The sequence below is a fragment of the Streptomyces sp. NPDC060205 genome (genome assembly GCF_042728395.1).
In the GTDB taxonomy this organism is placed as follows: domain Bacteria; phylum Actinomycetota; class Actinomycetes; order Streptomycetales; family Streptomycetaceae; genus Streptomyces.
The window spans coordinates 17,974-43,029 of the sequence record NZ_JBHWZP010000045.1 but is presented as its reverse complement, the minus strand read 5'-3'; the positions used below and the strand labels follow the sequence as shown (position 1 = coordinate 43,029).

Below are 25,056 nucleotides of genomic sequence, written 5' to 3'. Positions count from 1 at the left end.
TGCGGGGCCCGCTCCGTTCGACCTGCTCGGGATCAGGCGCTCACACCGAGGCGCGTGCCTTGCGGTAGAGCACGGCGCCCGCCAGCAGCGCGCCCGCGCCCACGGGCAGCGCGAGGCCGAGCGGCACACCGGCGCCGGTCTGCGCGAGGTGCGCGGAGCCGTCGGTGCGGCCGTCGGCCCGGGCGCCGAGGGCGTTCGCGTCCGAGGCGTGCCCGTTCGGGGCGTCGGCGTTCGAGGCACCGTGGCCTCCGTGGCCCGACGTGCCGGGGCGCCCCGAGCCGTTCGAGCCGTCGGACTCCCCCGGCTTGCCCGGGCCGCCCGGCGTACCCGGGTGTTCCGCGTCTCCGGGCTGTCCCGGCGTGCCCGGAGAGTCGGATCCCCCGTGCCCGCCGTGTCCGGGAGTCGTGGTGCCGTGCCCGCCGCTGCCGGTGTTCCCGCAGGCGTTGCCCGTGGCCGTGTTGCCGACACCGGCGACGGAGACGCTGTTGCCGCAGACGTTCACCGGAACGTCGACGGGAATCTGCACATGGTTGCCGGAGCCCACTCCGGGCGAGTCTCCGGTGTGCCCCCCGGCGTGCGATCCGCTTCCGCCGCCCGAGCCGCCGCTCCCGTGGTGGCCGGAGCCGCCGCCCTTGCCCGCCCCCTTGTTGGAGCACTTGTTGCCGACCGCCGGGTTGAGGACGCCGACCACGTTCACGGTGTTGCCGCAGACGTTGACCGGCGCGTGCACCGGCGCCTGTACCGAGTTGCCGGAGAGTACGCCCGGGGAGCCCGAAGCGGTGCCGTGCGCCCCCGAGTCGGCGTGCGCGTAGCCGCCGGTGGCCGCGAGGACCCCGGTTGCCGCCGCCACCGTCATCAGGCCTTTGCGGGTGACCTGTCGCATAGCTTTTCCCTGCCCCTTGTGAACCGTGTGGTGCGCGATATCGCGGTATACAAAATGTCGGCGGCCCCGGAGCGCATGGCACGCACGCGGGGGCCGCGGACTCAGACCCTCATGGATTCAGACCTTCATGGGATGCAGGCCCTCATGAGGTGAGCACATCGTCAGACGTCGAGCACAGCGTCAGACGTTGGTGCAGGTGTTACCGAAGGCGGGGTTCAGCAGCCCGATCACGGAGACCGTGTTGCCGCAGACGTTCACCGGGATGTGGATGGGCGCCTGGACGACGTTGCCCGAGAGCACGCCCGGGGAGCCGACAGCAGCACCCTGAGCACCGGCGTCGGCGACCGCAAGACCCGCACCGGCGAGAACGAGGCCACCCGTGGCAGCCGCAGCGGCGACGATCTTCTTGATCATTGTTCCTCCTAGTAGTCACATGTGATCCCAGCCGCGGATCACATCACCAGTAACGAGGAGGGAGTAATAGGGCTACGAGCTTATGAGCGCATTCACTCTTCTCAGTCGGCTCCGTACGCGCTGGCGATTATTGGAGTGTCGTTTCAGCGGTTTATTCCAGGAGGCCTCTGTCAGGACGCCTCGATGAAACGGTCGAGCACCCGCACACCGAACTTGAGGGCGTCGACCGGGACCCGCTCGTCGACACCGTGGAACATTCCGGCGAAGTCCAGCTCCGGCGGCAGCTTCAGCGGGGCGAAGCCGAAGCAGCGGATGCCGAGGTCGTCGAAGGACTTGGCGTCGGTGCCGGCGGAGAGCATGTACGGCACGGCCCGCGCGATCGGGTCCTCGGCGACCAGTGCGGTCTGCATGGCGTCCACCAGCGCCCCGTCGAAGGTGGTCTCCAGGGCCTTGTCCGCGTGCACGTCCTCACGCTTCACGTTCGGGCCGAGGATCCGGTCCAGATCGGCGAGGAACTCCTCCTCGTACCCCGGCAGGTAGCGGGCGTCGACGTGCGCGGTCGCCTGGCCCGGGATGACGTTCACCTTGTAGCCCGCGCCCAGCTGGGTCGGGTTGGCGGTGTTCTGCAGCGAGGCGCCGATGAGCTTGGCGATCCCGCCGAGCTTGGCCAGCGTCGCGTCCATGTTCTCGGGGTCGAGCTCGGTGCCGAGGGCGTCGCCCAGCTCGTCCAGGAAGTGCCGCAGGGTCTTCGTGACCCGCACGGGGAACTTGTGCCGGCCGAGCCGGCCCACCGCCTCGGACAGCTCGGTGATCGCGTTGTCCTTGTGGATCATCGAACCGTGCCCGGCGGTGCCGTCCACGGTCAGCTTCATCCAGTGCATGCCCTTCTGGGCGGTCTCCACCAGATACAGCCGCAGGTCCTCGTTGACCGTGAAGGAGAAGCCGCCGACCTCGCCGATCGCCTCCGTCACGCCCTCGAAGAGATCGGGGTGCTTGGTGACGAGGTGCTTGGCGCCGAACGTGCCGCCCGCCTCCTCGTCGGCCAGGAAGGCCAGCACGAGGTCGCGGGGAGGCTTGCGGCCGCTGCGCACCCGGTCGCGTACGACCGCGAGGGTCATCGCGTCCATGTCCTTCATGTCGACCGCGCCGCGGCCCCACACGCAGCCGTCGGCGATCTCGCCGGAGAACGGGTGGTGCGTCCAGTCCTGGGCGTTCGCCGGTACGACGTCGGTGTGGCCGTGGATGAGCAGCCCGGGCCGTGAGCGGTCCTCGCCCTCGATCCTGACCACCGTGGAGGCGCGGCCCGTGTGCGACTCGAAGATCTGCGGTTCGAGACCCACCTCGGCGAGCTTCTCCGCGACGTACTCGGCGGCCTTGCGCTCACCCGGGCCCGAGTGGTCGCCGTAGTTGCTGGTGTCGATCCGGATCAGCTCGCGGCAGAGGTCGACGACCTCGTCCTCACCCTTGATGCTCCTGGTCGTGTCCTGCTCGCTCACGCGCTTCCTCCCACTGTCACTGCTGGTGGTCCCCCACGTCCTTCCCCCTCATCCTCCCTCCCCGTTCCTCCCCGCCCAAGGCCGGACCACGCCCGTCACACGCCGTTCACGCCCCGACGGCCGCGGCCCGGCGGTCCACCGGCCGGTGATCGGGGGGTCTGGAAAGCCTGGTAATGTTTCCTTCGTCGCCGCGAGGGGAACCCCGCGCGACAGACACCTTGTCCGGGTGGCGGAATGGCAGACGCGCTAGCTTGAGGTGCTAGTGCCCTTTATCGGGCGTGGGGGTTCAAGTCCCCCCTCGGACACCAGCGAAAAACCCCAGCCCGTCTGGGGTTTTTCTTGTTCCCGGGCCGCCCCGGCGACTGCGCCCCGGCGGGTGGCGCGTGCGTCCTGGACGGCGTTCGGACCCGCGTTTCCGGCAGGTGTGGGGCAGATCTCGTCAAGGTGACATAACTCCATGTCAGAGAGGCGCGGAGGCCGGTACCGGGGCCCCGCACGGGCCTGTTCGCGTCGCTGGGGCGCGAGGCCGGGGCTAGCGTCGTACTAAAATTCCACGCTTGTTCGGAGCTGAGTGGAATATCCCCAGGCATACCTGCGGGCCCGCCTGCTCCCCCGGTGCGTCCGGGTACGACATGTGAGGACCCGATGGCAGCCCTCCAGCATGGCCCCGCGTTCCAGTTGTCCGACGACGAGGTACGGGCCGAGTTCGGCGACCGGGCACGTTTCTCCGCAGCCTCCGCACCGTCACCGCGCACCCTCGTCGACATCCTCGACGCCTCCGTGCGCGCGTACCCCGACGAGCCCGCCCTCGACGACGGCCGTCAGGCCCTCACCTACCGTGCCCTGGCTATAGAGGTCGAGGCGCTGCGGCGGGGGCTGAGCGACGCGGGGGTGGGGCTCGGTGACCGCGTCGGTGTGCGTGTGCCGTCCGGGACCAATGAGCTGTACGTGGCCGTTCTCGCTGTTCTCGCCGCCGGGGCCGCCTATGTACCGGTGGACGCCGAGGACCCGGACGAGCGGGCCGAGCTGGTCTTCGGGGAGGCGGGCGTACGCGCCGTCGTCGGGGCGGGGCACGAGCTGACCGTCGAGGGGCGCAGCGAGGTGCCCGCCGCGCGGCCCGGCACCGGGCACGACGCGTGGATCATCTTCACCTCCGGTTCGACCGGCAAGCCCAAGGGGGTCGCCGTCACGCACCGCAGTGCCGCCGCCTTCGTGGACGCCGAGGCCGGGCTCTTCCTCACCGAGGACCCCGTCGGGCCCGGTGACCGGGTCATGGCCGGGCTCTCCGTCGCCTTCGACGCGTCCTGCGAGGAGATGTGGCTGGCGTGGCGCTACGGGGCCTGTCTGGTGCCCGTGCCGCGCTCCCAGGTGCGCAGCGGAGCCGACCTCGGGCCCTGGCTGGTCGAGCAGGAGATCACCGTCGTCTCCACCGTGCCGACGCTGGCCGCCCTGTGGGAGCCGGAGGCGCTCAACGAGGTACGGCTGCTGATCTTCGGCGGTGAGGCCTGCCCGCCCGAGCTGGTGCAGCGCCTGGTCACCGAGGGGCGTGAGGTGTGGAACACCTACGGGCCCACCGAGGCGACCGTCGTGGCCTGTGCCTCGCTCATGACCGGTGAGGAGCCGGTCAGGATCGGGCTGCCGCTCGACGGCTGGGAGCTGGCCGTCGTCGATGAGGCCGGGGAGCCCGTGCCGATGGGCGGCAGCGGGCAGCTCGTGATCGGCGGGGTGGGGCTCGCCCGCTATCTCGATCCGGAGAAGGACGCCGAGAAGTACGCCCCGCTCGAATCGCTCGGCTGGGAGCGCGCGTACCGCAGCGGCGACCTGGTCAAGGCGGAGCCGGAGGGGCTGATCTTCCTCGGGCGGGCCGACGAGCAGATCAAGCTGGGCGGGCGCCGGATCGAGCTGGGGGAAGTGGACACCGCTCTCCAGGGGCTGCCCGGGGTGGCCGGAGCCGCTGCCGCCGTGCGCACCGCGCGCGGCGGGAACCAGCTGCTCGTCGGCTATGTCGTCCTCCAGGAGGAGGTCCAGAACGAGGTCCAGGAGGAGGTCCAGGACGAGGTCCAGGACGAGGTCCGGGAGGGCGGGGGCGAAGGCGGCGGCTGGGATCACGCCGCCGCCGTCGAGCGGCTGCGGGCCGAGCTGCCCGCCGCGCTCGTCCCGCTGATCGCGCTCGTGCCCGAGCTGCCGACGCGTACGTCCGGCAAGGTCGACCGGGACGCGCTGCCCTGGCCGCTGGAGAACCTGGAGACCGGCGGGCCCACCGAGCAGCTGTACGGGACCGAGGCGTGGCTCGCCGAGCAGTGGAGCGAGGTGCTGGGCATCCCGGTGGGTTCCGCCCGGGACGACTTCTTCGCGATCGGCGGCGGGAGTCTCGCCGCCGCCCTGCTCACCACGCGGCTGCGCACCCGCTACCCGAGCGCCGCCGTGCTCGACATCTACCAGCAGCCGGTGCTGCGGAAGCTGGCCCGGCATCTGGAGAAGTCCGCGCAGGGCGACGGCGCCGAGCGGCTGATCGCACCGGTGCCGCTGCGCGCCAAGGTCGTCCAGCTGCTGGTGCTCCTTCCCCTGTTCACGCTGCTCGGGCTGCGCTGGACGGTGGCGCTGGCCGCGCTCGGCAACGCGCTGCACTGGTTCGGGGCGTATCCGTGGGCGCCGACCGCCTCCTGGTGGCTGGTCGCCCCGCTGGCCGCCCTCCTCTTCAGCCCGCCCGGACGGCTCGCGATCGGAGCGGGCGGGGCGCGGCTGCTGCTGCGGAAGGTGACGCCCGGCCGGTATCCGCGCGGCGGGAGCGTGCATCTGCGGCTGTGGGCGGCCGAGCGGCTCGCCGAGTTCAGCGGGGCGACCTCGCTGACCGGGTCCTGGCTGGAGCGGTACGCGCGGGCGCTGGGCGCCAAGGTCGGCCCGGACGTCGATCTGCACTCGCTGCCGCCCGTGACCGGCATGCTCAAGCTGGGCCGCGGTGCCGCCGTGGAGTCCGAGGTGGACCTGTCGGGGCACTGGCTGGACGGCGACCGGCTGGAGATCGGCCCGGTCAAGGTCGGCGCGCACGCCGTCGTCGGCACCCGCAGCATCCTGTTCCCCGGCGCCCGGGTCGGCAAGCGGGCCGAGGTGGCGCCCGGCTCGGCGGTCTCCGGGCAGGTGCCCACCGGTCAGCGCTGGGCGGGCTCGCCCGCGGCCAAGCTCGGCAAGGCCAAGCGGGACTGGCCCAAGGAGCGCCCCCAGAAGGGCACGTACTGGCGGGTGATGTACGGGGCGACCGGGTTCGCGCTGACGATGCTGCCCGTGGTGTCGGGGCTGGCCGCGCTGCTCGTCGTGGGGGTCTTCGTCCCGTCGGACGCCGGGCTCGTCGACGCGCTGCGGGGCGCCGCCGTGGCGCTGGTGCCGGCGACCCTCGCCTTCGGTCTCGCGTTCGCGCTGCTCCTGCTGGTCGCCGTGCGGCTGCTGAGCCTCGGGCTGCGGCCCGGTACGCATCCGACGCACAGCAGGACCGGCTGGCAGGCCTGGACCGTCACCCAGCTGATGGACCGCTCCCGGGAGACGCTGTTCCCGTTGTACGCGGGACTCGTCACGCCGGTGTGGCTGCGGCTGCTGGGGATGCGGATCGGGCGGGGCGCAGAGGTGTCGACCGTCCTCGCGCTGCCGAGCCTGACGACGGTCGGCGAGGGCGCGTTCCTGGCCGACGACACGCTGACCGCGCCGTACGAACTCGGCGGCGGCTGGATGCGGATCGGGCGGGCCGAGATCGGGCGCCGGGCGTTCCTCGGCAACTCCGGCATGACCGGGCCCGGCCGTTCGGTGCCGGACGGCGGTCTCGTCGGGGTGCTGTCCGCGACGCCGAAGAAGGCCAAGAAGGGCAGTTCCTACCTGGGGCTGCCGCCGGTCAGGCTGCCGCGCTCCACGCAGGACGGCGACCAGAGCCTGACGTACGACCCGCCCGTGCGGCTGCTGTGGGCCCGCGGGCTCGTCGAGCTGTGCCGGATGGTGCCCGTCTTCTGCTCGGCGGCGCTCGCCGTGCTGACGGTGGCCGCGCTGAGCGCGCTGGGGGCGTGGGCCTGGGCGCTCGCCGGGCTGGTGCTGCTGGGCGCCGGGGCTGCGGCCGGGCTGCTGTCCGTGGTCGCGAAGTGGCTGCTCGTGGGGCGTCACCGCGCCGGTGAGCACCCCCTGTGGAGCGGTTTCGTGTGGCGCAACGAGCTGGCCGACACCTTCGTCGAGGTCGTCGCCGTGCCGTGGTTGGCCGGGTCCGTGCCGGGTACCCCCGTCATGAACCTGTGGCTCCGCGGCCTCGGCGCCCGGATCGGCAAGGGTGTCTGGGTGGAGAGCTACTGGCTGCCCGAGACGGATCTGGTGACACTGGAGGACGCGGCGACGGTCAACCGTGGCTGTGTGCTGCAGACCCACCTCTTCCACGACCGGATCTTGAGGACGGATACTGTGGTCCTCCGTGAGGGCGCCACCCTGGGCCCGGGCGGAATCGTTCTGCCCGGCAGCACCGTCGGGGCGCGCAGCACACTGGGACCCGCGTCCCTCGTCATGGCGGCGGAATCCGTTCCCGACGACACCCGTTGGCTGGGCAACCCGATCGAGGCGTGGCGTTCCTAGGCGTCGCGTTCCCAGACGCGGCTCGTACGGCGCCCGGGAGGCGATGCCGGCACGCCGTACGAGCACAGCGCAGGGAGCAGATACTCCAGTGGTTCAGCAGACAGTGGGAGCGGATCCGTACTTCCCGGCGAACGGGGACCCCCGTTACCGGGTCCATCGGTACGAGCTCGCCCTGGACTACCGTCCGGGACCCAACCGGCTGTCCGGCACCGCGCGTCTGAACGCCATAGCGGGCCGGTCGCCGCTCGCCGAGTTCCAGCTGAACCTCGCCGACTTCCGGATCGGGCGGGTCCGGGTCGACGGGCGGGCCACGCACTACACGCACCGGGGCGGCCGGCTGCGGATCCGCCCGGCGAAGCCGCTGCGGGCCGGGGCCGCGTTCACCGTCGAGGTCCACTGGTCGGGCAACCCCAAGCCGGTACGCAGCCCGTTCGGCGGGATCGGCTGGGAGGAGCTGGAGGACGGGGCGCTGGTGGCGAGCCAGCCGGTGGGTGCGCCGTCCTGGTACCCGTGCAACGACCGGCCCGCCGACAAGGCCTCGTACCAGATCGCCGTGACCACGCCGTCGGCGTACTCGGTGGTGGCGGGCGGGCGGCTGCTGACGCGTACGCCCAAGGCCTCCACGACCACGTGGGTGTACGAGCAGGCGGCGCCCACTTCCAGTTATCTGGTCGGGCTCTCGATCGGCAAGTACCAGACCGTGCTGCTCGGCGACCCGGGTCTGGGCGGGGTGCCGCAGTCGGGGCACATTCCGGCGCGGCTGCTCACCGAGTTCTCGCGGGACTTCGCACGGCAGCCCGCGATGATGACGCTCTTCGAGGAGTTGTTCGGGCCCTATCCGTTCGGTGAGTACGCGGTCGTGGTCACCGAGGAGGAACTCGACGTGCCCGTGGAGGCACAGGGGCTGTCCCTGTTCGGTGCGAACCATGTGGACGGCGGGCGGGGGTCCGAGCGGCTGGTCGCGCACGAGCTGGCACACCAGTGGTTCGGGAACAGTGTGAGCATCGCCGACTGGCGGCACATCTGGCTGAACGAGGGGTTCGCCAAGTACGCGGAGTGGCTGTGGTCCGAGCGGTCGGGCGGGCGCAGTGCGCAGGCGCTGGCCCAGATCGCGCACCGGGGGCTGGCCGGGAAGCCGCAGGATCTTCGGCTGGCCGATCCCGGGCGGAAGCTGATGTTCGACGACCGGCTGTACGAGCGGGGCGGGTTGGTGTTGCACGCCGTGCGGTGCGCGGTGGGGGACGAGGCGTTCTTCCGGATGCTGCGGGGGTGGGTGACCGTGCATCGGGGTGGGGCGGTGACCACGGCGGCGTTCGTCGCGCACGTGGCTCGGTATGCGGCCGAGCCGTTGGACGAGCTGTTCGCCGCGTGGGTTTTCGAGGGGGCGTTGCCTGCGTTGCCCTCGCCGGGGGTGGCCATTCCTGAACGGCCCTCCTATCCGCCGAGCGGGGGGTGACGGCGGGGTCCCCGGGGGCGGTGGTTCTTGACGTGCGGGAGCGTCGGGGCTGAGCGCGCAGTTCCCCGCGCCCCTTGGGGGCGCCCCGGGAGGAGCGCCCCCGGGGGCCCTCTTGTGGTTAGCGGGGGACCTTCAAGGCGTCCCAGGTCTTCTTGCCTGGGATGCCGTCCGCGTCCTTGCCCTTGAAGCCCTGTTTCTGTTGCCAGGCCGCGTACGACTTGCGGTCTGCTTCCGTCCAGTCGGGGCCCGGGCCGGACTCGTAGCGGCCGCAGCCCTCCGCGACCAGGCGGCGGCCCATCGCCGTGATGACCGCGGACTTCTGACCGACGTGGAAGAAGGCGCTGCCCGGGAAGGGGACGTACGACGGTTTGGGCGGTGTGGTGGGGGGTTTGGGAGAGGTCGGCTTGCCCTTCAGGCGGGCCGCTATGCGGGTGCGCATGCTGTCCATCGTGAAGCCGCGCGGGTCGACCTTGCCGGGCTGCCACTCCTTGTGGCCGATCACGGACCGCTCGCTCCAGCCGTGGGCGCGGCAGATCGCGGCCGAGACCTTCTCGATGGCCTCCTTCTGGACCTCGGGCCACGGGTCCTTGCCGTCGCCGAGGTTGATGCACTCGAAGCCGTAGAAGTGGCGGTTGCCGTCGGTGTCCGCCTCGTTGTCGGACGGCAGCTTCGTCTCGTTGACGACGGCTCTCAGGACGTCTCCGTCGCCCAGGCCCGCGTGGTTGGCGCGGCCGTTGCCGACGAGGTGGACATGGCCCTTCTTGTCGATGACTCCGTGGCACAGGGGGCCGGGCAGGCTGGAATAGCCGTCGTAGCAGATGTCGACGGAGGCGGCGGTGCCCGAGGTGACGGTGTGATGGATCATCACACCGTTCATGGGGCCCCAGGCGCCCTTGCTGTTGCGGTTGTGGGTGCGCCAGTTGCGGACCTCGTGGACCGTCAGGCCCTCCGCGCGCAGGATCGTCACCAGTTTGGACGCGGTCAGTGGTGTTGCCATGGGTTACTTGTCTCCTTCCGGGGCCGCGGCATGCTCCGCTTCGGCCGTCTCGGCCTGCTGCTCCTCCTCGCGGGCCCTGGCCTCCGCCGCGAGCGTCGCCTCGTCGGCCGCCGGGACCTCGGTGGCGAGCGGGGCGAAGGCCAGGCGCAGGTCCACCGCGCCCGCCTCGCCCTTGACCAGGGCCAGCGGTGCGAAGTGGCGGGTGATTCCGGCCGGTTGCCGGAGCAGCGGGCGGCGGGAGCCGTCGACCGGCCATTCGACGCCGCCGGTCGCGGTGCGCGCGGGCACGGTCCAGTGGTCGCCGGTGCGGTAGGCGCCGCCCTTGGCGAAGTACACCTCGATGCCGTCCTCCAGGGGCAGCCACTCCCCCTCCGTGACAGGAACCGCCCCGTCCCGCAGGGTGGTCGTGCGGCCCTTGCGGCGCGGCCCCTCGTGGTGGTCCCAGCGGCGCAGGAACGGGTTCAGGTGCGGCAGCTGGCCGACACCCGGGCCGGGTTCCGCCGACAGGCGTACGCGGCGGCCGGGCAGGTCCAGTTCCTCGACCCTCAGCAGGGGCAGGGGTTCGAGGCGGGAGGCGTACGCGGTGTCCGTGAACTCCACGCGGTCGCCCACGTCCAGGTCCAGCTTGTCGTCGTGGCCGAGGGACGCCAACCGCACCCAGGTGCCGTCCAGTTCGTCCACCGGGAAGACCACGGAACCGTTCTCGCGCGACCACTTGAACGAGGCGTCCTTCGCCGCGCCGCCCGCGTGGATCTCGACCCGGTACAGCTGGTTCTCCGGGCCGCGGTAGCGGGCGTCCGGCTTGACCAGGCAGGGGTCCTCGTCGGCGTGTCCGGGGCGTTCGGCGCGGGCGGCGAGGCGGGACGAGGAGACGGCCCGCGCCCGGGCCCAGCGGGTGAAGGCCTCGCGGACCGTGTCCTTCGACGGTTCGGCGGCCTCGATGTCCAGGTCGGCGAGCGCCAGGGGCAGGACCTGCCAGACCACCTTGGCGCGGGCGGCGGTGTCCGGCATCGCGGCGCCGAGCGCCACCTCGCGCAGCGCCGGGTCCTCGGCCGCGGTGACGGCGCGCTCCCAGACCTGGAGGTAGGCCACGAAGGGCGCCTGGGCGGGTGAGGGCAGCCGGTCGCCGGGCTTCTCCGGATCGCGGAAGCCGTCCGGCTGGTCCCAGTAGGTCCAGTACGGGGTCGGCTGCGCGGTGTCCTGCCCGTCGGTGTCGGCGCCGTCCGCGCCGTCCTGCGCGTCCTCGTCCGGCACCGGGACCCCGGCGGCCGGGCGGTCCGCTTCGCACAGGATGCCGTCGACGTAGTACCGGCCGCCGTGGATGTGGAGGGTGTCGATGTCGTGCTTGCCGCCGACGTACTCGATCCGGAAGCCGGCCGCGTCGCGCGGGCCGCCGTGCGGGCCGATCAGGTCGGTGGCGAGCGCGCGGGCCTGGTGGAGCTGGATGGCGGTCTGTTCGTTGGCGTCCGCGTCGAGCTGGACGCGGCCCTGCTGGACCACGACCGCCGAGTAGTGCCGCTCCGGGCGGAAGGTGGAGCGGGAGAGGTCTGCGTGCATGAAGGGTGTCCCCCTGGTCGGAAAGTGCGGTTCGTCGAAGTCGTGGGGCGGAGCCGGGTGGAGCGGGCCGCCTCGGGCGCGCCTACGTCACGAGGAAGATCCCGGCGTCCGTTCCCGCGGGCGTGTACTCCGCGAGCCGCGCCCGCAGGTTGTCCTCGCGCTGGGGCCGGTACAGGTCGTGGAAGGCGCCGGGCTCGGCCCCGTCCTGTGCGCCGCGCCGGATCTCCTGCGCGACCCGGTCGGCGAGCAGCCCGTACCAGGGCGTCCCGTAGCGCGTGGACGTGAACCGCGGGCGCACGCGGAAGGCCTGGCCGGGGCCCGCCAGGTCCGGCTGGCAGCGGTACCTGCGGGGCGTACGGGAGCCGGTGGGCACGTACGAGAAGCGCAGGCAGCCGATGCCCCGACGGGCCACGTGGAGGCGGCCGGTGAAGAGCGAGTTCTCGGCGATGCGGACCGCGTGCGTGTGGATCTCGCCGATCACGGTCGTGCGGTGCAGGTGCAGGACGGCGTGGGCGTGCCGGCAGTCGGGGGCGGAGAGTGCCTCGCGGTCGTCGGCGGTGGCGTCCAGGACGCTGTCGCTCAGGTGGATGTCGAGGGGGTCCTCGCGGACCTCGTCGCCGATGACCTCGATGGTGCCGAGGATGCTGTGCTCGATCCGGAGGCACGCGGTGGTGCGTTCCAGGACGATGCTCGGTTCCTCCGGGGAGTGCGGGTCGCACTCGGGCTCCAGGGACCAGCCGGGCACGAGGGTGCAGTGGCGTACGACGACGGCGCCCATCGGTCCTGTGACGTTGATGCCGCGGCCGGTGACGAGCAGCCCGTCGAGGACGATCCGGGGCCGCTCGCCGGGCGCGCAGTCGTCGGAGACGGCACGGATGTTGAGGGCGTCGGGGCGGTTGCTGTACCAGTCGAGCAGCCGGATGACGGGGCGGGTGCCCTCGGCGGCGCGCAGTTCGAGCCGGTCGCCCGGGTCGAGGTCGAAGTCCAGCTGTTCCTGGTAGGCGCCGCTGTGGGTGATCTCGATGATGCCCTCGGGGCCGCAGCGGCCCGCCCGGCGGTCGTGCTGCCAGGCCCGGTAGGCGTCCATGATCTGCCGGTGCCGCTGGCCGGGGCCGACCCGGAACACGGTGGCGTCGGGGCGGGGTTCGCGGTCGCGTGCGTACTCGCCGCCGCCCAGGTCGGCGCCAAAGGCGTGGTGGTAGTCGACCCAGACGCCCTTGCGGGGTGCCGTCCGCGCGCCGAAGGCGATCCGGCCGAGTTCCGGGTCGACCGCGACCTGGCCGCGCTTGGGTCGGTAGCGCCACTCCGACAGGTCGGCGACGACGATGTCGGAGGGCGGCACGGGCCGGTCCTCGCCGTCGCGGCGGATGACGAAGCTCTTGCCTGGTCCGTAGAGGTCGGCGAGGCGGTCGTGGAGCCGGCGGCGGCGGATGAAGGCGGGGACGTTGTCGATCTCGGCGATGTGGTGGGGCGAGGGCTCCGGGACGGGCTTGGTGACGAGCGGGGTGTCGTTGCCGAGGATGGAGAAGGTGTAGAGGTTGCGGGCCCGGTCGACGCAGTACGCGGGTGACGACGTCAGCGAGTGCGCCTTCAGCCGCCAGACGAAGAGTCCGACGCCCGCCGGGGTCCAACCCCCTTGCCGGTGGCGGGAGTCGGCCCTGCGGACGTCGGCCGAGCGGGCGACCTCGCCGAAGGGGCCGCCCGCGAGGTCGAGCGCGGAGCCGTCGCGCAGGTCGGCGAGCCGCCCGCGCGTGCCGCGCTCCTGGGCCCCGGCGCCCCCGGTCCCGTACAGCTTCACGGGCTGCTGGTGGGAGAGGTGGCGGGAGAGTTCGACGGCGCGTGCGGGCCAGCCGGCCACGTTCTCGGAGAGTTCTTCGAGGAGGTGGAGGGTGCCCTTGCGGCGGCGGTTCGCGACCGTGGCGGCGACGTCTGCGCGCGGCGCGACGGCCTCGGTGAGCGCGGCCTGACTCCCGCCGCGCAGACCGGTGGTGAGAACTCGCTCGTAGCCGGGAAGCGTGCGGTAGCCCACCAGGTCGCCGAGGTACGGCAGCACCCAGGGGGCCGCCGTCTCGACGAACAGGTCCTCGTAACCCTGCTCGACGCCTTCCCGTACGAGGTCGAGCTGTTCGGCCATGACGGCGAGCAGCGCGCGCAGGGGTTCGCCCTCCTGGGCGTCGCGCAGCCGGTGCCACTGGGGAAGCAGCTCGGCGAGTCCGTCCGGTTCCCTGGACATCAGTTGGCCTCCGTCAGAATCAGGGTGTCCGCGGCCCTCGGCGACAGCAGGGCGAGCTGGGCGGCGCGGATGCCGCGGAAGACGTACACCGAGCGGCCCTTCGCCAGGCGGCGGGTGTCGGTGATGTCGGGGTTGAGGCGCAGGAGTTCGGCGAGCGGGACTCCGTACCGGCCGCAGATCTCCGACAGCGTCTCGCCGTCCTTCGCGCGGACGGTGTGGGTCTTCTCGTCGTATGTGGCCGCGTGTGCCGGGACCGTCGCCTTCGGCGGGCCGGGGCGCGCGAGGAGCTCGGTGAGTTCTCCGGCGGTCGTGGAGGCCGCGACCCCCGTGAAGACGTCGACGTCCACGTAGTCGACGCCGGGGACCCGGTGGGCCGTGGCGAGGATGTCGGAGAGACGGGCCGGCTGCCCCAACTCGCGCCCCTCGTAACCGAGTGTGCGCAGGAGCGCCTGGCGCAGCCGCGGTTCGACGACCTGCCAGGAGTGGTCGGGCGACACCTTCACCTTCGCGGAGACGAGGAGCGCGACGAGTTCGCGGGCGTCCACGCGGACCGGGAGGTTCGGGTCGCCGTACTCGGTGAGGGCCGCCCGCAGGGATTGCAGGAGGGGTGAGTCGCCGCCGTCGCCGGCGATCGGCACGTCGTCCGTGCCCGCGACCGTCACATGCAGCACGCGCCGTCGGCCGTCGAAGAGTTCGCGTGCGGCGGCCCGGCCGACGCCGGCCCGGGAGCGGGCGAAGTCCTCGTAGTCGGCCTCCGACACCAGGCGGTCGAGGGCCGAGACGGCGAGCGGGATCGTGCGGCGCGTCAGGGCGGGCCCGTCCGCGTCCGCTCCGCCGGTGGCCGGGCGCGGGTTGGTGACCGCGGAGACGCCCAGGGGCCGGGTGAGGGCCTGGGTGACGCGGCCCGCGGCGACGTTGGCGGCCCGGCCGGTGCCGAAGCGGTAGCGGGCGTGGATGTTCTCGTGGCCGCCGGGCAGCCGGGCACCGTGCACGCCGTCGCCGAAGGTCACGGTGGTGCGGCCGTCGGCGGTGCTGCCGGTGATGTACACGCGTTCGCGCGGGCCGCGTCCGGCGAGGCTGTCGACCTCGTGCCAGAGCACGCCGTCGGCCCTGATCTCCAGGACCGGTGTGGCGCCGAGCGGGTTGTCGTCGGCGAGCCAGGTGAGGGGCGACTGCCAGAGCGCGAACGTCTGGTTGGCCCGGTCCGGGTCGCCGCTGCCGATCGCCTCGTCGCGGGACTCGCCGTGCGTCGCCTCGACCACGTTGCCGAGGACGCGCACGCTGTCGCGCCGGTAGCGGTACGCGAGGTCCGTGGTGAGCGTCAGCTCGGTGTGGACGTGGTCGCCGGGCAGCCGCGGGTCGATCGCCGGTTCTGCGGCGGCGACGGTGACGACCTCGGTGGCCCGTACGGCGGTGGCGCCCGGCAGGTCGCTGCGCTCTCCGTCGACGATCAGGGTGCGGCCGGGCCGCAACCCGTCGTACAGCTCGGCGAGTTCGATCCCGTTGCCGTGCACGTCCTCGCCGAGCGGTTCGTCGGCGAGGCGCAGCGGTTCGCCCGCCGCGTGCACGGTGGTGTCGCGGAAGTGCGACAGCAGGACGTCGAACTCGTCCAGCCACGGGTCGGCCAGCACGAGTTCGGTGCCCCGGCCGGTGATGCCGTAGTTGGTGTACGCGGCCGTCCGCGCCGACACGACCTTCGTGGTGACGTACGCGAGGGCCGGGTCGCCCGGGATGCCTCCCTCGGCCCCCTTGGTGGGGCGCTGGACCGCCACCCAGCTGCCGACCGTGATGCCGTCGCGCACCGAGTCCAGCTGGAGCAGGCGGCGGTTGGCGGGCGCGGGCTTCGAGGCGACGACCACCTCGACGTTCGGGGCGGCGCTGCCCACCGTGTAGGTGAGGCTCACCTCGTACTCGCCGTGCGTGAACTGCTCCGGGACGCCGGGGCGCAGGGTGACCTGTTCGGTGCTGCCGTTGTGGACGCCGACGTGGACCAGGCCTTCCTCGTCGGGGCGCGACACGAAGAGGGTGCGCTCGGGCAGGCCGGCCCGCAGGACCGCGGTGACGCCGGGCTCCTGGGCGGCGGCGGGCCGCCTGGTGAGCCGGTTCGGCTCGCGGTCCTGGCCCGCGGTGGTGGACAGGTCCACCTCGCCCGTGCCGAGCCGGAAGGTGACCGGCACGGCGAGGGGGAGGTTCTCCGCGCGCTGGTCGGAGCTGCTGCCCTCGACGTACTGGAACTCCGCCCGCACCGGCGCCTTGCCCGCCGTGTCGAACACGACGCGCATGCTGACCAGCGAGGCGCCGGTCAGGGGCCAGTCCGCGGTGCGGATGACCCGGCCCCGGTCGTCCTGGACGGGTTTGAGCGGGGCCATCGCGCCGAAGGGGGCGGTGGTGACCCGCAGGGCGAGCAGTTCGCGCAGGAGCGGTGGGGTGCCGGGGGCGGCGGCCGTGCGCCAGGCCGGGTAGAGGCCGCTCAGCCCCGGGTCGAGGACCGAGAGCAGACGGGCCGTGTCCGCGCCGGGGCGGCGGGTGCGGGCCGCTCGCGCGGTGGGCGCCGGTGCCTTGCCGCGCAGCGCGGGCAGGACGGCGCCGAGGGCCTGAAGGGCGGCCTCGTGGCGGCCGGCCGCGGACGCCGGCGTGCTCGGGGACGCGGGCGCGCTCCGGGCCACTGCTGCCGTGGAGCCCTCTCCCTCTTCTGGGGAAACCGGTTGGGCGGGCGCCAGCTCAAGCGCGCGCTCGGCCAGTTCGGCCAGTACCGCCTCCAGTCGCTCGAACCAGGCCGCCACGTCGTCGTACGGGGTCGCGAGGATCTGGGCCTCGCCGAGGCGCGCGACGGGTTCGGCGAGACGGGCCGCGAGGCTCTCCGGTGTGCCGAGGCCGTCCAGGTCCGCGCGCAGCGGGGCGAGGACCTGGTCGTCGAGGTCGTCGATCAGGCGGCTGACCGGGCGCGGATCGGGCACCTCCGGTGTGGGCGGTTCGTCGCCGGGCTCGCCGGGAGCGGCGGGCTCGGCGGTCCAGCGCCGCACCTCCTCGACGAGTTCGCGGAAGGTGGGCGGCGCCGAGCGGGGCAGTCCGATCGCGGTGATCTCGTCGTCCCGGTCGACACGGACGCTCGCCACGGGCAGCAGCAGCCTTTGCGCGCCCGCCTGTTCGCCGAAGACGAAGAGCAACTGGTCTCCGACGGCGAGGGAGTTGGCGGTGCCCTCGACGAACAGCGCGGAGCGTCGCTCCAGGTCCTCGGGGGTGACGAGGGAGGGGCGGCGGCGCCTGACCTTCAGCTCGTTCCAGTCCCAGCGGGCGGTCAGGTCACGGCTCGTCTCGAAGGTCTGCGACTGTTCGTCGGCGGACGCGGGCACGCTGTGGCTGCGCGCGCCCCGCGGGATGACCACGGGCAGGGTCTCGGCACGCGGGTCCCGTTCGAGGCTGTACGCGAGATGGGTGGCGGCGGCGACGCCCGGACGCGGCCGGTGGCCGACGAGCCGGCCGAGCAGCACCAGGGAGCGGTGTTCGTCGGCGGTACGCAGATAGGCCTCGTCGGCGATCCGCTCGGAGTGGAAGGTGAGCAGGTCGCCCAGGACGGCGGTGGCGTCGAGCAGGCCGATCGCCGGGTCGTCCGGGGTGCGGACCGTCAGACCCCGCAACGCCGGGTACGCGGGTGAGGCGAGCCGGTCGAGCAGGGCGGCCAGGAAGGAGGCGTGGTCGCCTACGCGGTAGTCCAGGGCGGTACGGCCCGGAGGGTTGCGGAGCGGGGCGGGGGCGAGGCGTTCGTCGTGACCGCCGCACGCGCCGCCACCGGGTCCGTGTCCGCCGCCGCATGCTCCGCCGCAGGTGCAGTCGTCGCTCATCGGGCACCTCCGAGGGATATCGTCAGCCGGCCGTTCTCCGGCCGGTCGGGGTCGTTGTCGCAGGTGGCGATCTCCAGCGGGCCGAGCCGCAGCACGCCGTCCTCCCTCTCTCCTCGGTCCTCGTGGAACTGCCTTCGCAGCCGGGTGACCTGGACGCTCTCCACGCCGGGCACCGCCGCCGCGACGGCGACCAGCCGGCTGAGCCGGACCGGTTCGCCGAAGGTGAGCGCGTCGGGGTGGAAGAAGCCGAGCCGCCCGCCGGGCAGGCGCCCCCGGCCGAGTACGCGGTACAGCTCGGCCAGGATCTGCCCGTGCTGGTGGCCCGGGACCGCGCAGACCCGCAGCGCGATGTCGAGCGGCACGGGCCGGGCGGCGCCGACGACGAGGTCGTGGCCGATCCGGCGGTACGCCTCCAGGGCCCGGGTCACCTCGGCGAGCAGCCCCGGGGAGGGGTCCCCGGTGCCGTACGCGTCCACGGCGATGTGGGCCTCCTGGCCGCTGCCGGTCCAGCGGAGCGTGGCGGCGGCCCGCTGGACGCCGGGCAGGGCGGCGGCGAGGGCCGCGTAGTCGTCCGCGGTGACGGCGCGCAGCCTGGTGCGGCGCAGGTCGAGCGGGGCCGACTGGCGTACCTGCTCGACGGGTTCGGGTTCCGTGCCGCCGGTGGCGGGCAGCGGGTTGCGTACGCCGGCCACGGGCGGGTGCTCGCAGTCGGCGCTGAGCACGAGGTGGTTGATGGCCTCGGCGCCCACGTTGCCCGCGGTGCCGCCGCCGAGCCGGTGGCGGAGTTCAAACCGGGTGCCGGGGGTGGGGCGTGCGGCGTGCCGGCCGTCGCCGAAGCGCAGGGCGAGGCGGCCGTCGTCCTGCAGTTCGCCGACGAAGTGGCGGTCGCGGGGGGTGCTGTCGAGGAGGTCGCGGCGGGGCTCCCAGATCACGTCGCCGTGGGGGCCGTCGTGACTGTGATCGCCGTGGTGGCCGTCGTGCCTGTCGTCGCCGCCACGGCCCTCGTGACCGCCGTGGCCGTGATCGCCATGGTGACCGTGGTGGCCGCCGTGGACCTCGTGCAGCCGGACGGCGGGCAGGGCCTGGCGTGGGTCGTGCCGCAGTGCCGCCGAGGCGGGGCCGCGCAGGACCTGTTCACCCGGGTGCAGGCCGTCCGCGTACGCGGGTCCCCAACTGTGTGCGATCTCCCAGGCGATGTGTCCGTCCAGGACCGTGCCCGCGCGGGCCCGCGCCGTGAGCACCTCGACACGCCGGAGCTTGGCGTGCAGCAACCGGTCGCTGCGGAACAGCAGTTCACGCAGGGCGCGGACGGGGTGGCGGTGCAGCTCGAAACGCTCCAGGACCTTCAGGCCGTAGAGCACGGTCAGTTCGGCGATCTCCTGTTCGCCGAGCCCGTCGCGGTCGCGCGCGCTGCGCCACAGCTCGGTGAGCCGCTGCTCGACCCGCCCCGGAATGGCGGCGATGCGCTCGGCCTGGCCGCCGGCGACGGCCCCGGGGTCCGGGAACGGCACGGCCTGGGTGACGGGTGAGCGGCCGAGCACGGGCCGGAAGCGGGGTGCGATGCCCGGGTACACGGACTGGGCGAGCAGCGTCCGCAGCGCCGCGGCCTGGGCGTACGCCGTGCCCGGCACGACCCGCCCCTCGCTCCGGGTCCCGCCGCGGCCGGGGCGGCGCCCGGTGAGTTCCAGGCCGAGTCCGGCGCGTACGGTCGCGTCCTCGCCCACCACGGCGAACAGCTCGTGGACGTCGTCGGGGGTCAGCGGGTCGCCGCACTCCGCTTTGTCGGTCAGGGAGTTGACGAGCCGGGCGGGGGCGTTGCCCTCGTCGGGGTCGGCGCAGCCGCAGGCCTGTGTGCCGCAGGAGCCGAGGACGGCGGGGCCGGGCGGTACGGTCAGCGTCTCCGGGAGGCCTTCGCCGCGCGGGTCCGGTGAGCGGCCGTGGTCGACGAGGACGACGTTGCCGCGGGCGACCGTCACGTCCTCGACCCGCTCGCAGCCTCGTCCGGCGTGCGTGGTCAGGCACAGGGGGAAGCGCAGCGCGTCCCCGGCGGCCCAGGTGACCTCCAGGACCGGCTGGTCCTCGATCCGGTCGACGGCCGGGGTGACGGAGGTCAGCCGGACCACCTGCCGGTGGGCGGGGTCGGCGTCGCCGGGGGTGCCGGTGCGCGGGCCCTTCACCTCCTCCAGGACCAGCAGGTCACCGGCGCGCAGCGCGAGTCGCCGTTCCTCGCAGGTCTCCGTGTCGCGCCATTCGTCGCGCAGGGTCGCGGCCGTGGCGCCCCTGGGCAGGGAGCGCACCTCGCCGCCCCAGGTCCACAGCCGGATCGTGTTGTGGGCGGAGCGCAGCTCCAGCGGGTCGGCGGCCACGACCGGTTCGAAGACCTCCACGGACCCGCGCTCGTCGAGGTCGGCGAGGTCCCCGTCACCGATGACCGTGCCGGGCGCCGGACGGTCGTGCGCGTCGAGGGAGCGTACGTCGACGGAGGCGAAGCGGTAGGTGCCCGGGGGCAGCGTGTGGTCGCCCGCGCTCTCCACGGTGACGTAGGCGCGGGCGTTGCAGCCGTCGTGCATCGCGTAGTCGATGAGCCGCACGTGCCGGCGCACCGAGACCCGGCGGCGCGCGGTGTCGAGGTAGGCCTCCGTGGCGACGGCGTCCTGCTGGTAGCTGATCCGGTCGCCGGTGTACGCGAGCATCTCGACGAGCGTGGTGCCGAGGTCGGCGGGGTTGCGCTCGATCCAGTCGGGGGTGGTGAGGGCCAGCCGGTCGAGGAGCAGCGTGCGGATGGTGTCGTAGTCGCGGGCGGTGTAGTCGACGACGGGCGCTTCGGGGAACGCCCGTGCCTCTGAAGGCCCTTGCCCGTGGTCGTACCCGTGCTCGTGCTCGTGCTCGTGCTCGTGCTTGCAGTCGAAGGGGGTCGGGCAGTCGGGCCGGAAGGTGAAGGTGGCGCTGTGGTAGCGCTGGTCGAAGCCGCGGTACGGCTCGGTCCCGGGACGCCCGTACGGGTCGGTCTCCACCAGGGAGAGCCGGTAGCGGGAGGAGTCGCCGGCCCGGTCGAGGGTGACGTACAGCCGGTCGTCGAGTTCGGGGTCCTCCTCGCGCTCGACGCCGATGTCGACGACGGTGATACCGGTGAGGCCGTCGATGCGCCGGCCGCCCTCGATGCGTACGTTCTCGGCGCACAGGCCGTGCGGGGCCTTGCCGAGGAAGGTGACGGTGAGGGTGAGCCCGTCGTCGCTCACCTCGACCGCGTCGACCCCGTTGAGCTGAGCGGCTCTCGCCTTCGCCCGCCGGGAGGCGGTCGTGCCGCGGGTCGTGCCGGAGGCCGTCATGCCGCGGCCCTCCCTTCGAAGACGTCGTCGCGGCGCGTCCCGGTGGAGCGCACGGCGTAGGAGAGGTGGACCCGGATCGTGTCGTCCTCGCTCACCACGTCCAGGGCCTCGATCTCGACGAGGTCGCCGAGCCAGCGCTGCAGGGAGGCCTGCACGGACAGTTCGAGGGTGCTGGTGAGTTCGGGGCTGCTGGGCGCGAACACCAGGTCGAGCAGTCCGCAGCCGAAGTCGGGGCGCATCACCCGTTCGCCGGGGCTGGTGAACAGCACCTGTTCGATCAGGTCGCGGACGTGCTCGTCGTGGCGCGCGTGCGCGGTGCGGCCCCGGCGGTCGGCCCTGAAGGGGAACGCGATGTCGCTGCGGGGGCGGGTGCGTGGGCTCATCGGACGGTCACCTTTCGCCGGTCGGCCTGGACGACGGGCGGCCCCTGCGGGACGAACGCGGCCGTGAAGCACTCGGCCGCGGCGATGTCGAGCAGGACGGGCGAGCCGCCGGCCGTCACCCCGGTGTCCCCGGCCGTCCAGCGCACCGAGACACACGGTTCGGGCACGCCGTCGACGGTGTGCGGGCAGCCGGTGACGACGTACGCGTGGGCGGCCGTGGCGACGGGATGCCCGTCCATCAGCACGGTGGAGCCGGATGTGGTGGCGCTGGTGGCGCGCCCGCCGTGCGGGCAGCTGATCAGGGCGCCTGCGCCGAGCAGGCCCCCGGACGCCCCTGTCGCTCTGGACACGTGATGGTTCCCCCGTCTTCCTATCGCTTCGAGAGCACGGTCAGCTGGCCCTCGTTGATCGTCACTTCCTTGCCGCGCAGGACGACCTCGGCGCCGGCGCCGGTCGCGATGACCACGGCGTCCTGGGTGATACGGATGTACGCGCCGCCCTGGGCCTGGAGCAGAATCCCCTGCTCGGCGCCGGCGGTGTCGCTCATCACGAGCTTGTGCGCCAGCGGTGTCTGCACGACCACGGGCTTGTTCGGTGAACCGGTCCGCAGTTCGCGGCGCGCGTCGGGCGGCAGTTCCTCGGCGGCCCCGTACCAGCACCCCGTCCAGATGGGGAAGCTGGGATCGCCCTGCTCGAACTCCACCCACACGCCGGCGTCGGGCGGCGGCACCACGAACTGGCCCGACTCCGGCCCGGTGAAGGGCAGGCAGGGCAGCGCCCAGGTCGACGGCTCGTCGCCCAGGACGTCAGGGACCTCAGCCCTGACGCGGCCGATCCGCAACGGGTCGTCGTTGTCCACCACCCGGCCGCGGAACTTGCCGAGGTAGCGATTGCCGGTTGCCGCCATGCTGAACTGCTCCTGCTCTGTGGGGTGTCGCCGGTCGACTCGCGGTCGGTCAGGGCCTGACGTAGGCGCTGCGCGCCTCAAGCCCCTCCCGCGAGACGGTGAAGTTCTGCTGGTACGAGCCCGGGCGCAGGTTGTGCGTGACGGACTTGACGTAGTAGTCGCCGTCGTACGCCCGTCCGGCGCCGCGCACGCCGACCAGTTGGCGGGGCTGGAGGATGTAGCCGTGCCGGTTGACGTCGAGGGAGCCGGAGCCCGAGATGACGTCGGCGGACACGGCGGCCCGGGCGAGCAGTTCGGCCTCGGCCTGCTCGCGCTGCTGCTTGGCGGTGCCGGAGAGGGTCCTGCGCTTGAGCGCCGGGGTGGGGCGCTTGCCGAGCGGCGGGCGCAGCGGGCTGATCGGCGGCTGCGGCAGCAGCGTGGACACCCTGGTCCCCGGGTCCTGCCAGCGGGCCTGCGGCTCCTCGCGCGCGGTTCCGTCGTACGAGAACGTCAGCTGGTCGACGGTGGAGTTGTTGTCCATGTTGACGTTGAGGGCGTGCTGGCGGACGCCGAGGCGGATCTCGGGCCCCCAGCGGGCGGACGACTGCCCGGGGGCCGGGCCGGGTTCCAGGTAGAAGGTGTAGCCGTTGGCGCGGGCCAGCTCGGTGACGTACTGCAGGTCGGTGCCGGTCTGGTAGTGGACGCGCAGGTCCTGGTGCGGGGGCTGGCTCACCTTCTCCTTGTAGACGTCGGGCCGGATGCCGTAGTCGGAGTAGCGGCGCAGGATCGCGAGGACGCGGTCGGAGGGCGGGAGGTTGGGGTAGCGGTCGGTCCGCTCCTCCAGGTCCATCAGCAGTGACAGGTCCTCGCCGGTGACGGTGAGCGTGGAGTGGCCCGGCTGGTTGCTGGCGCCGACCTCCTGGCGCACGATCAGGCCGTCGAGGAGCACGTCGGGGGTGCCCTTGACGGTGACCGTGACGATGATCCGGGTCTTCGGGTCGAAGAAGCCCTCCGGGAGCAGGGCGCGGTTGATGATCCCGTTCTTGGTGAGGTCGAAGGCGAGCTGGAAGCCGCTGCGTTCGCCCGCGGTGGCGGTGATCTGCGCGGACAGCAGTGCTTCGGTGACCTCGGCGGGGACGGGGCGGGTGAGCTTCGGTCCCATGCGGAGGGTGATGTGTACGGGGCCCTGGCCCACGGGGACGTCAAACACGCCGCTCTCCCCCGCCGCCGGGGAGCGGCACCTCGATGACCTGGCCGGCCTCGTCGGTCAGCTCCCGCGGGTCGAGCACCGGGTTGGCGTCGGCGATCTGCCACCACTGGGCGGGGTCGCCGAAGTAGCGCTGCCCGAGGAGGTCGGGGCGGTCGCCGCTGCCGACGGTGTGGCGCCGGCCCTCGTCGCCGGGCCGGTCGAGCTGACCGGGCTGGTCGAGCGGGGGCAGCAGCCGGCGCTTGGTGTAACGGACTTCGGTGCCGTCCGGTTGGCGGTGGATGCCGATCTCGGCGTCGTGGTAGCGGCTGGAGCGGGGGTAGGGGTGGGCGCCGGGGATGGCGTCCAGGGCGTTCTCGTAGGGCTCGATGTCTGCCATGGGCGCTGCCTCAGCCCCTTCCGCTCAGGGTTACGCCGGTGCCGGTTCCTGCGACTGCGCCGGCGCTCGTGAGGCCGAGTCCGCCGAGGCTGCCGCGGCGGGCGGCCGCGGCCAGGCGCTCCTTCTGGGCGAGGTGGGCCATGTACAGGTCGGCGCCCCGGTGTCCGGCCGGCAGGTCGCTGACGGTGAGGACCTTCAGCCCGATGCCGAGCGAGGCCCGGATCGGGTTGAGGTTCACGTCGAAGGCGGATTCGTTGATGGACAGTTCGGTGATCCGCACGGGCATGATGCGTTTGCTGCCCCAGGTGAAAAGGGTCAACGGCATTTCGATCGGGCTGATTTCGATGGCCCCCTTCTGCGAGAGGCGGGTCGCGTCGCGTATCTGCTGGGTCGTGGGCTGCACCAGCATTTCGAGCGTGGCGAGCTGGGGGTGGATGCCGTCGGGGGCGGCGACCTCGAACTGATCGGTCGCGTCGATCTCGGCGGTGAACTTCCAGGTCTCCTGGGCGGGCCCTTTCAGCCGCAACGCCTCGTTCCGGTCCCCGGACCCACTCCCCCCTCCCCCGGAGTCCCCACTGCCCCCGGCGGCCTGAGGACTGAGACTGCGCTCCAGGGTGTCGGGATTGAACTGGAGCACGATGATGCGCTGGGGTGTACCGCGATCGGGATCGACGACGACGATTCCGGAACGGATGGGCTTGGGGATGTCGGCGTAGCGGGTCATCGGCGGGCCTCCAGGCGTTGACGGAGAGCGCTGTAGTCGTAAGCCGGGAAGACCTCTTCGAGCGCGTCCAGGGATCGTTCCAACTGGCTGGCGAGCTGGCGAAATTCATCTTCAGCCAAGCGCACATCGGCGTAAAGATACTGCCAGCCAGGAATTCCTTTTGTAATAAGCAATGCGTCCAGGTACGAAGAATATTTGAGGTCCAGCAGCTCGAATCGCTGTTGATTCATGTCGTAGAACCAGAGTTCGTGACACGGGGTCATGTCCATGGAGACACGCAGCGCGGTGAGACGGCCGGAACCCGGCGCCTCCTCCAGGGTCTTGATCTCATCCATCACCAACTGCTCGGCCGAGGTCAGTCGCTCGTCGGTGTAGGGCATGTAAGGGCCCGACAGGCAGGTCCTCAGATCTTTGAGGGCAAACTCTCCGTACACAGCATGGTCAGGAGTGTGCCAGGAGAGATGAATCTGTTCGGCGTCGAACAGATGATTGACCACCTGTTCGACTGCTTCAGGCCCCATGTACAGGCCAATGATTCTCTCGTCCTCTGCGGTGAGGGGACGCGCCCCTTCGCCCTGGAACTCGGACTTTTCCACGCTGAACTCAGCCGCGGACCTCACTTCTTCGAAGACTTCGCGCGCCCGCAAGTGGAATGGGATGGGCATCCTGTT

General features: G+C 72.5%; 17 protein-coding genes and 1 tRNA gene. 3 read left to right on the top strand and 15 right to left on the bottom strand.

Features of this window, described 5'->3' with window-relative positions; genetic code table 11:
• Nucleotides 1-40: 40 nt before the first annotated feature.
• The 3 genes from ACFWGJ_RS11220 to ACFWGJ_RS11210 form a co-directional block, all read right to left on the bottom strand.
• The gene (locus ACFWGJ_RS11220) at nucleotides 41-883 is read right to left on the bottom strand and encodes a chaplin (RefSeq protein ID WP_387322638.1); all 843 of its coding nucleotides are present in this window, start codon (nucleotides 881-883) and stop codon (nucleotides 41-43) included.
• Nucleotides 884-1,063: 180 nt separating this feature from the next.
• On the bottom strand, nucleotides 1,064-1,297 hold the full coding sequence (gene chpH, locus ACFWGJ_RS11215) for a chaplin ChpH (RefSeq protein WP_107021063.1): 234 nt from the start codon (nucleotides 1,295-1,297) through the stop codon (nucleotides 1,064-1,066).
• Between the two features lie 170 nt (nucleotides 1,298-1,467).
• Nucleotides 1,468-2,793, bottom strand: coding sequence for a M20/M25/M40 family metallo-hydrolase (locus tag ACFWGJ_RS11210; RefSeq protein WP_387322637.1), 1,326 nt, complete (start codon nucleotides 2,791-2,793; stop codon nucleotides 1,468-1,470).
• Between the two features lie 220 nt (nucleotides 2,794-3,013).
• Here ACFWGJ_RS11210 and ACFWGJ_RS11205 point away from each other — a divergent pair.
• From ACFWGJ_RS11205 to ACFWGJ_RS11195, 3 genes are all read left to right on the top strand, one after another.
• A tRNA-Leu gene (locus ACFWGJ_RS11205) sits at nucleotides 3,014-3,101 on the top strand.
• 337 nt (nucleotides 3,102-3,438) lie between these two features.
• Complete coding sequence (locus ACFWGJ_RS11200; RefSeq protein WP_387322635.1) at nucleotides 3,439-7,392, top strand: Pls/PosA family non-ribosomal peptide synthetase; 3,954 nt, start codon at nucleotides 3,439-3,441, stop codon at nucleotides 7,390-7,392.
• Nucleotides 7,393-7,435: 43 nt separating this feature from the next.
• Entirely contained in the window at nucleotides 7,436-8,848 is a 1,413-nt protein-coding gene (locus tag ACFWGJ_RS11195) for a M1 family metallopeptidase (RefSeq protein WP_387322633.1), read from the top strand.
• A 118-nt stretch (nucleotides 8,849-8,966) separates the two neighbouring features.
• Here ACFWGJ_RS11195 and ACFWGJ_RS11190 read toward each other — a convergent pair whose 3' ends face one another.
• The 12 genes from ACFWGJ_RS11190 to ACFWGJ_RS11135 form a co-directional block, all read right to left on the bottom strand.
• The gene (locus ACFWGJ_RS11190; protein WP_387322631.1) at nucleotides 8,967-9,845 is read right to left on the bottom strand and encodes a peptidoglycan-binding protein; all 879 of its coding nucleotides are present in this window, start codon (nucleotides 9,843-9,845) and stop codon (nucleotides 8,967-8,969) included.
• Nucleotides 9,846-9,848: 3 nt separating this feature from the next.
• Nucleotides 9,849-11,402 (bottom strand): DUF6519 domain-containing protein, encoded by a 1,554-nt coding sequence (locus tag ACFWGJ_RS11185; RefSeq protein ID WP_387322629.1) that lies wholly within the window; start codon nucleotides 11,400-11,402, stop codon nucleotides 9,849-9,851.
• An 82-nt stretch (nucleotides 11,403-11,484) separates the two neighbouring features.
• On the bottom strand, nucleotides 11,485-13,635 hold the full coding sequence (locus tag ACFWGJ_RS11180; protein ID WP_387322627.1) for a hypothetical protein: 2,151 nt from the start codon (nucleotides 13,633-13,635) through the stop codon (nucleotides 11,485-11,487).
• Nucleotides 13,635-17,477 carry a putative baseplate assembly protein gene (locus tag ACFWGJ_RS11175; protein ID WP_387322626.1) on the bottom strand — a complete coding sequence of 1,281 codons (3,843 nt, stop codon included), beginning with the start codon at nucleotides 17,475-17,477 and terminating at the stop codon, nucleotides 13,635-13,637. Before ACFWGJ_RS11175 ends, ACFWGJ_RS11180 begins: the two co-directional genes overlap by 1 nt.
• Nucleotides 17,474-20,806 carry a putative baseplate assembly protein gene (locus tag ACFWGJ_RS11170; RefSeq protein WP_387322624.1) on the bottom strand — a complete coding sequence of 1,111 codons (3,333 nt, stop codon included), beginning with the start codon at nucleotides 20,804-20,806 and terminating at the stop codon, nucleotides 17,474-17,476. The genes ACFWGJ_RS11175 and ACFWGJ_RS11170 overlap by 4 nt, the downstream gene beginning before the upstream one ends.
• Complete coding sequence (locus tag ACFWGJ_RS11165) at nucleotides 20,803-21,189, bottom strand: GPW/gp25 family protein (RefSeq protein WP_387322622.1); 387 nt, start codon at nucleotides 21,187-21,189, stop codon at nucleotides 20,803-20,805. The genes ACFWGJ_RS11170 and ACFWGJ_RS11165 overlap by 4 nt, the downstream gene beginning before the upstream one ends.
• On the bottom strand, nucleotides 21,186-21,539 hold the full coding sequence (locus ACFWGJ_RS11160; RefSeq protein ID WP_387322620.1) for a hypothetical protein: 354 nt from the start codon (nucleotides 21,537-21,539) through the stop codon (nucleotides 21,186-21,188). The genes ACFWGJ_RS11165 and ACFWGJ_RS11160 overlap by 4 nt, the downstream gene beginning before the upstream one ends.
• Before the next feature lie 20 nt (nucleotides 21,540-21,559).
• A complete protein-coding gene (locus ACFWGJ_RS11155) occupies nucleotides 21,560-22,096 on the bottom strand; it encodes a phage baseplate assembly protein V (protein WP_387322619.1) in 537 nt (178 codons plus the stop codon).
• 49 nt (nucleotides 22,097-22,145) lie between these two features.
• Nucleotides 22,146-23,285, bottom strand: a complete 1,140-nt coding sequence (locus tag ACFWGJ_RS11150; protein WP_387322617.1) for a hypothetical protein — start codon at nucleotides 23,283-23,285, stop codon at nucleotides 22,146-22,148.
• The gene (locus ACFWGJ_RS11145; protein ID WP_387322616.1) at nucleotides 23,278-23,661 is read right to left on the bottom strand and encodes a LysM peptidoglycan-binding domain-containing protein; all 384 of its coding nucleotides are present in this window, start codon (nucleotides 23,659-23,661) and stop codon (nucleotides 23,278-23,280) included. The genes ACFWGJ_RS11150 and ACFWGJ_RS11145 overlap by 8 nt, the downstream gene beginning before the upstream one ends.
• A gap of 10 nt (nucleotides 23,662-23,671) precedes the next feature.
• Nucleotides 23,672-24,385: a hypothetical protein gene (locus tag ACFWGJ_RS11140; protein ID WP_387322614.1), complete on the bottom strand. Its 714-nt coding sequence runs from the start codon at nucleotides 24,383-24,385 to the stop codon at nucleotides 23,672-23,674.
• Entirely contained in the window at nucleotides 24,382-25,050 is a 669-nt protein-coding gene (locus ACFWGJ_RS11135) for a hypothetical protein (protein WP_387322612.1), read from the bottom strand. The genes ACFWGJ_RS11140 and ACFWGJ_RS11135 overlap by 4 nt, the downstream gene beginning before the upstream one ends.
• Nucleotides 25,051-25,056 lie beyond the last annotated feature (6 nt).

Excerpts from the sequence above, each read along its gene's own strand:
- ACFWGJ_RS11220 (WP_387322638.1), bottom strand. The coding sequence starts at position 883 with ATGCGACAGGTCACCCGCAAAGGCCTGATGACGGTGGCGGCGGCAACC.
- chpH (WP_107021063.1), bottom strand. The coding sequence starts at position 1,297 with ATGATCAAGAAGATCGTCGCCGCTGCGGCTGCCACGGGTGGCCTCGTT.
- ACFWGJ_RS11200 (WP_387322635.1), top strand. The coding sequence starts at position 3,439 with ATGGCAGCCCTCCAGCATGGCCCCGCGTTCCAGTTGTCCGACGACGAG.
- ACFWGJ_RS11195 (WP_387322633.1), top strand. The coding sequence starts at position 7,436 with ATGCCGGCACGCCGTACGAGCACAGCGCAGGGAGCAGATACTCCAGTG.
- ACFWGJ_RS11190 (WP_387322631.1), bottom strand. The coding sequence starts at position 9,845 with ATGGCAACACCACTGACCGCGTCCAAACTGGTGACGATCCTGCGCGCG.
- ACFWGJ_RS11185 (WP_387322629.1), bottom strand. The coding sequence starts at position 11,402 with ATGCACGCAGACCTCTCCCGCTCCACCTTCCGCCCGGAGCGGCACTAC.
- ACFWGJ_RS11180 (WP_387322627.1), bottom strand. The coding sequence starts at position 13,635 with ATGTCCAGGGAACCGGACGGACTCGCCGAGCTGCTTCCCCAGTGGCAC.
- ACFWGJ_RS11175 (WP_387322626.1), bottom strand. The coding sequence starts at position 17,477 with ATGAGCGACGACTGCACCTGCGGCGGAGCATGCGGCGGCGGACACGGA.
- ACFWGJ_RS11170 (WP_387322624.1), bottom strand. The coding sequence starts at position 20,806 with ATGACGGCCTCCGGCACGACCCGCGGCACGACCGCCTCCCGGCGGGCG.
- ACFWGJ_RS11165 (WP_387322622.1), bottom strand. The coding sequence starts at position 21,189 with ATGAGCCCACGCACCCGCCCCCGCAGCGACATCGCGTTCCCCTTCAGG.
- ACFWGJ_RS11155 (WP_387322619.1), bottom strand. The coding sequence starts at position 22,096 with ATGGCGGCAACCGGCAATCGCTACCTCGGCAAGTTCCGCGGCCGGGTG.
- ACFWGJ_RS11145 (WP_387322616.1), bottom strand. The coding sequence starts at position 23,661 with ATGGCAGACATCGAGCCCTACGAGAACGCCCTGGACGCCATCCCCGGC.
- ACFWGJ_RS11140 (WP_387322614.1), bottom strand. The coding sequence starts at position 24,385 with ATGACCCGCTACGCCGACATCCCCAAGCCCATCCGTTCCGGAATCGTC.
- ACFWGJ_RS11135 (WP_387322612.1), bottom strand. The coding sequence starts at position 25,050 with ATGCCCATCCCATTCCACTTGCGGGCGCGCGAAGTCTTCGAAGAAGTG.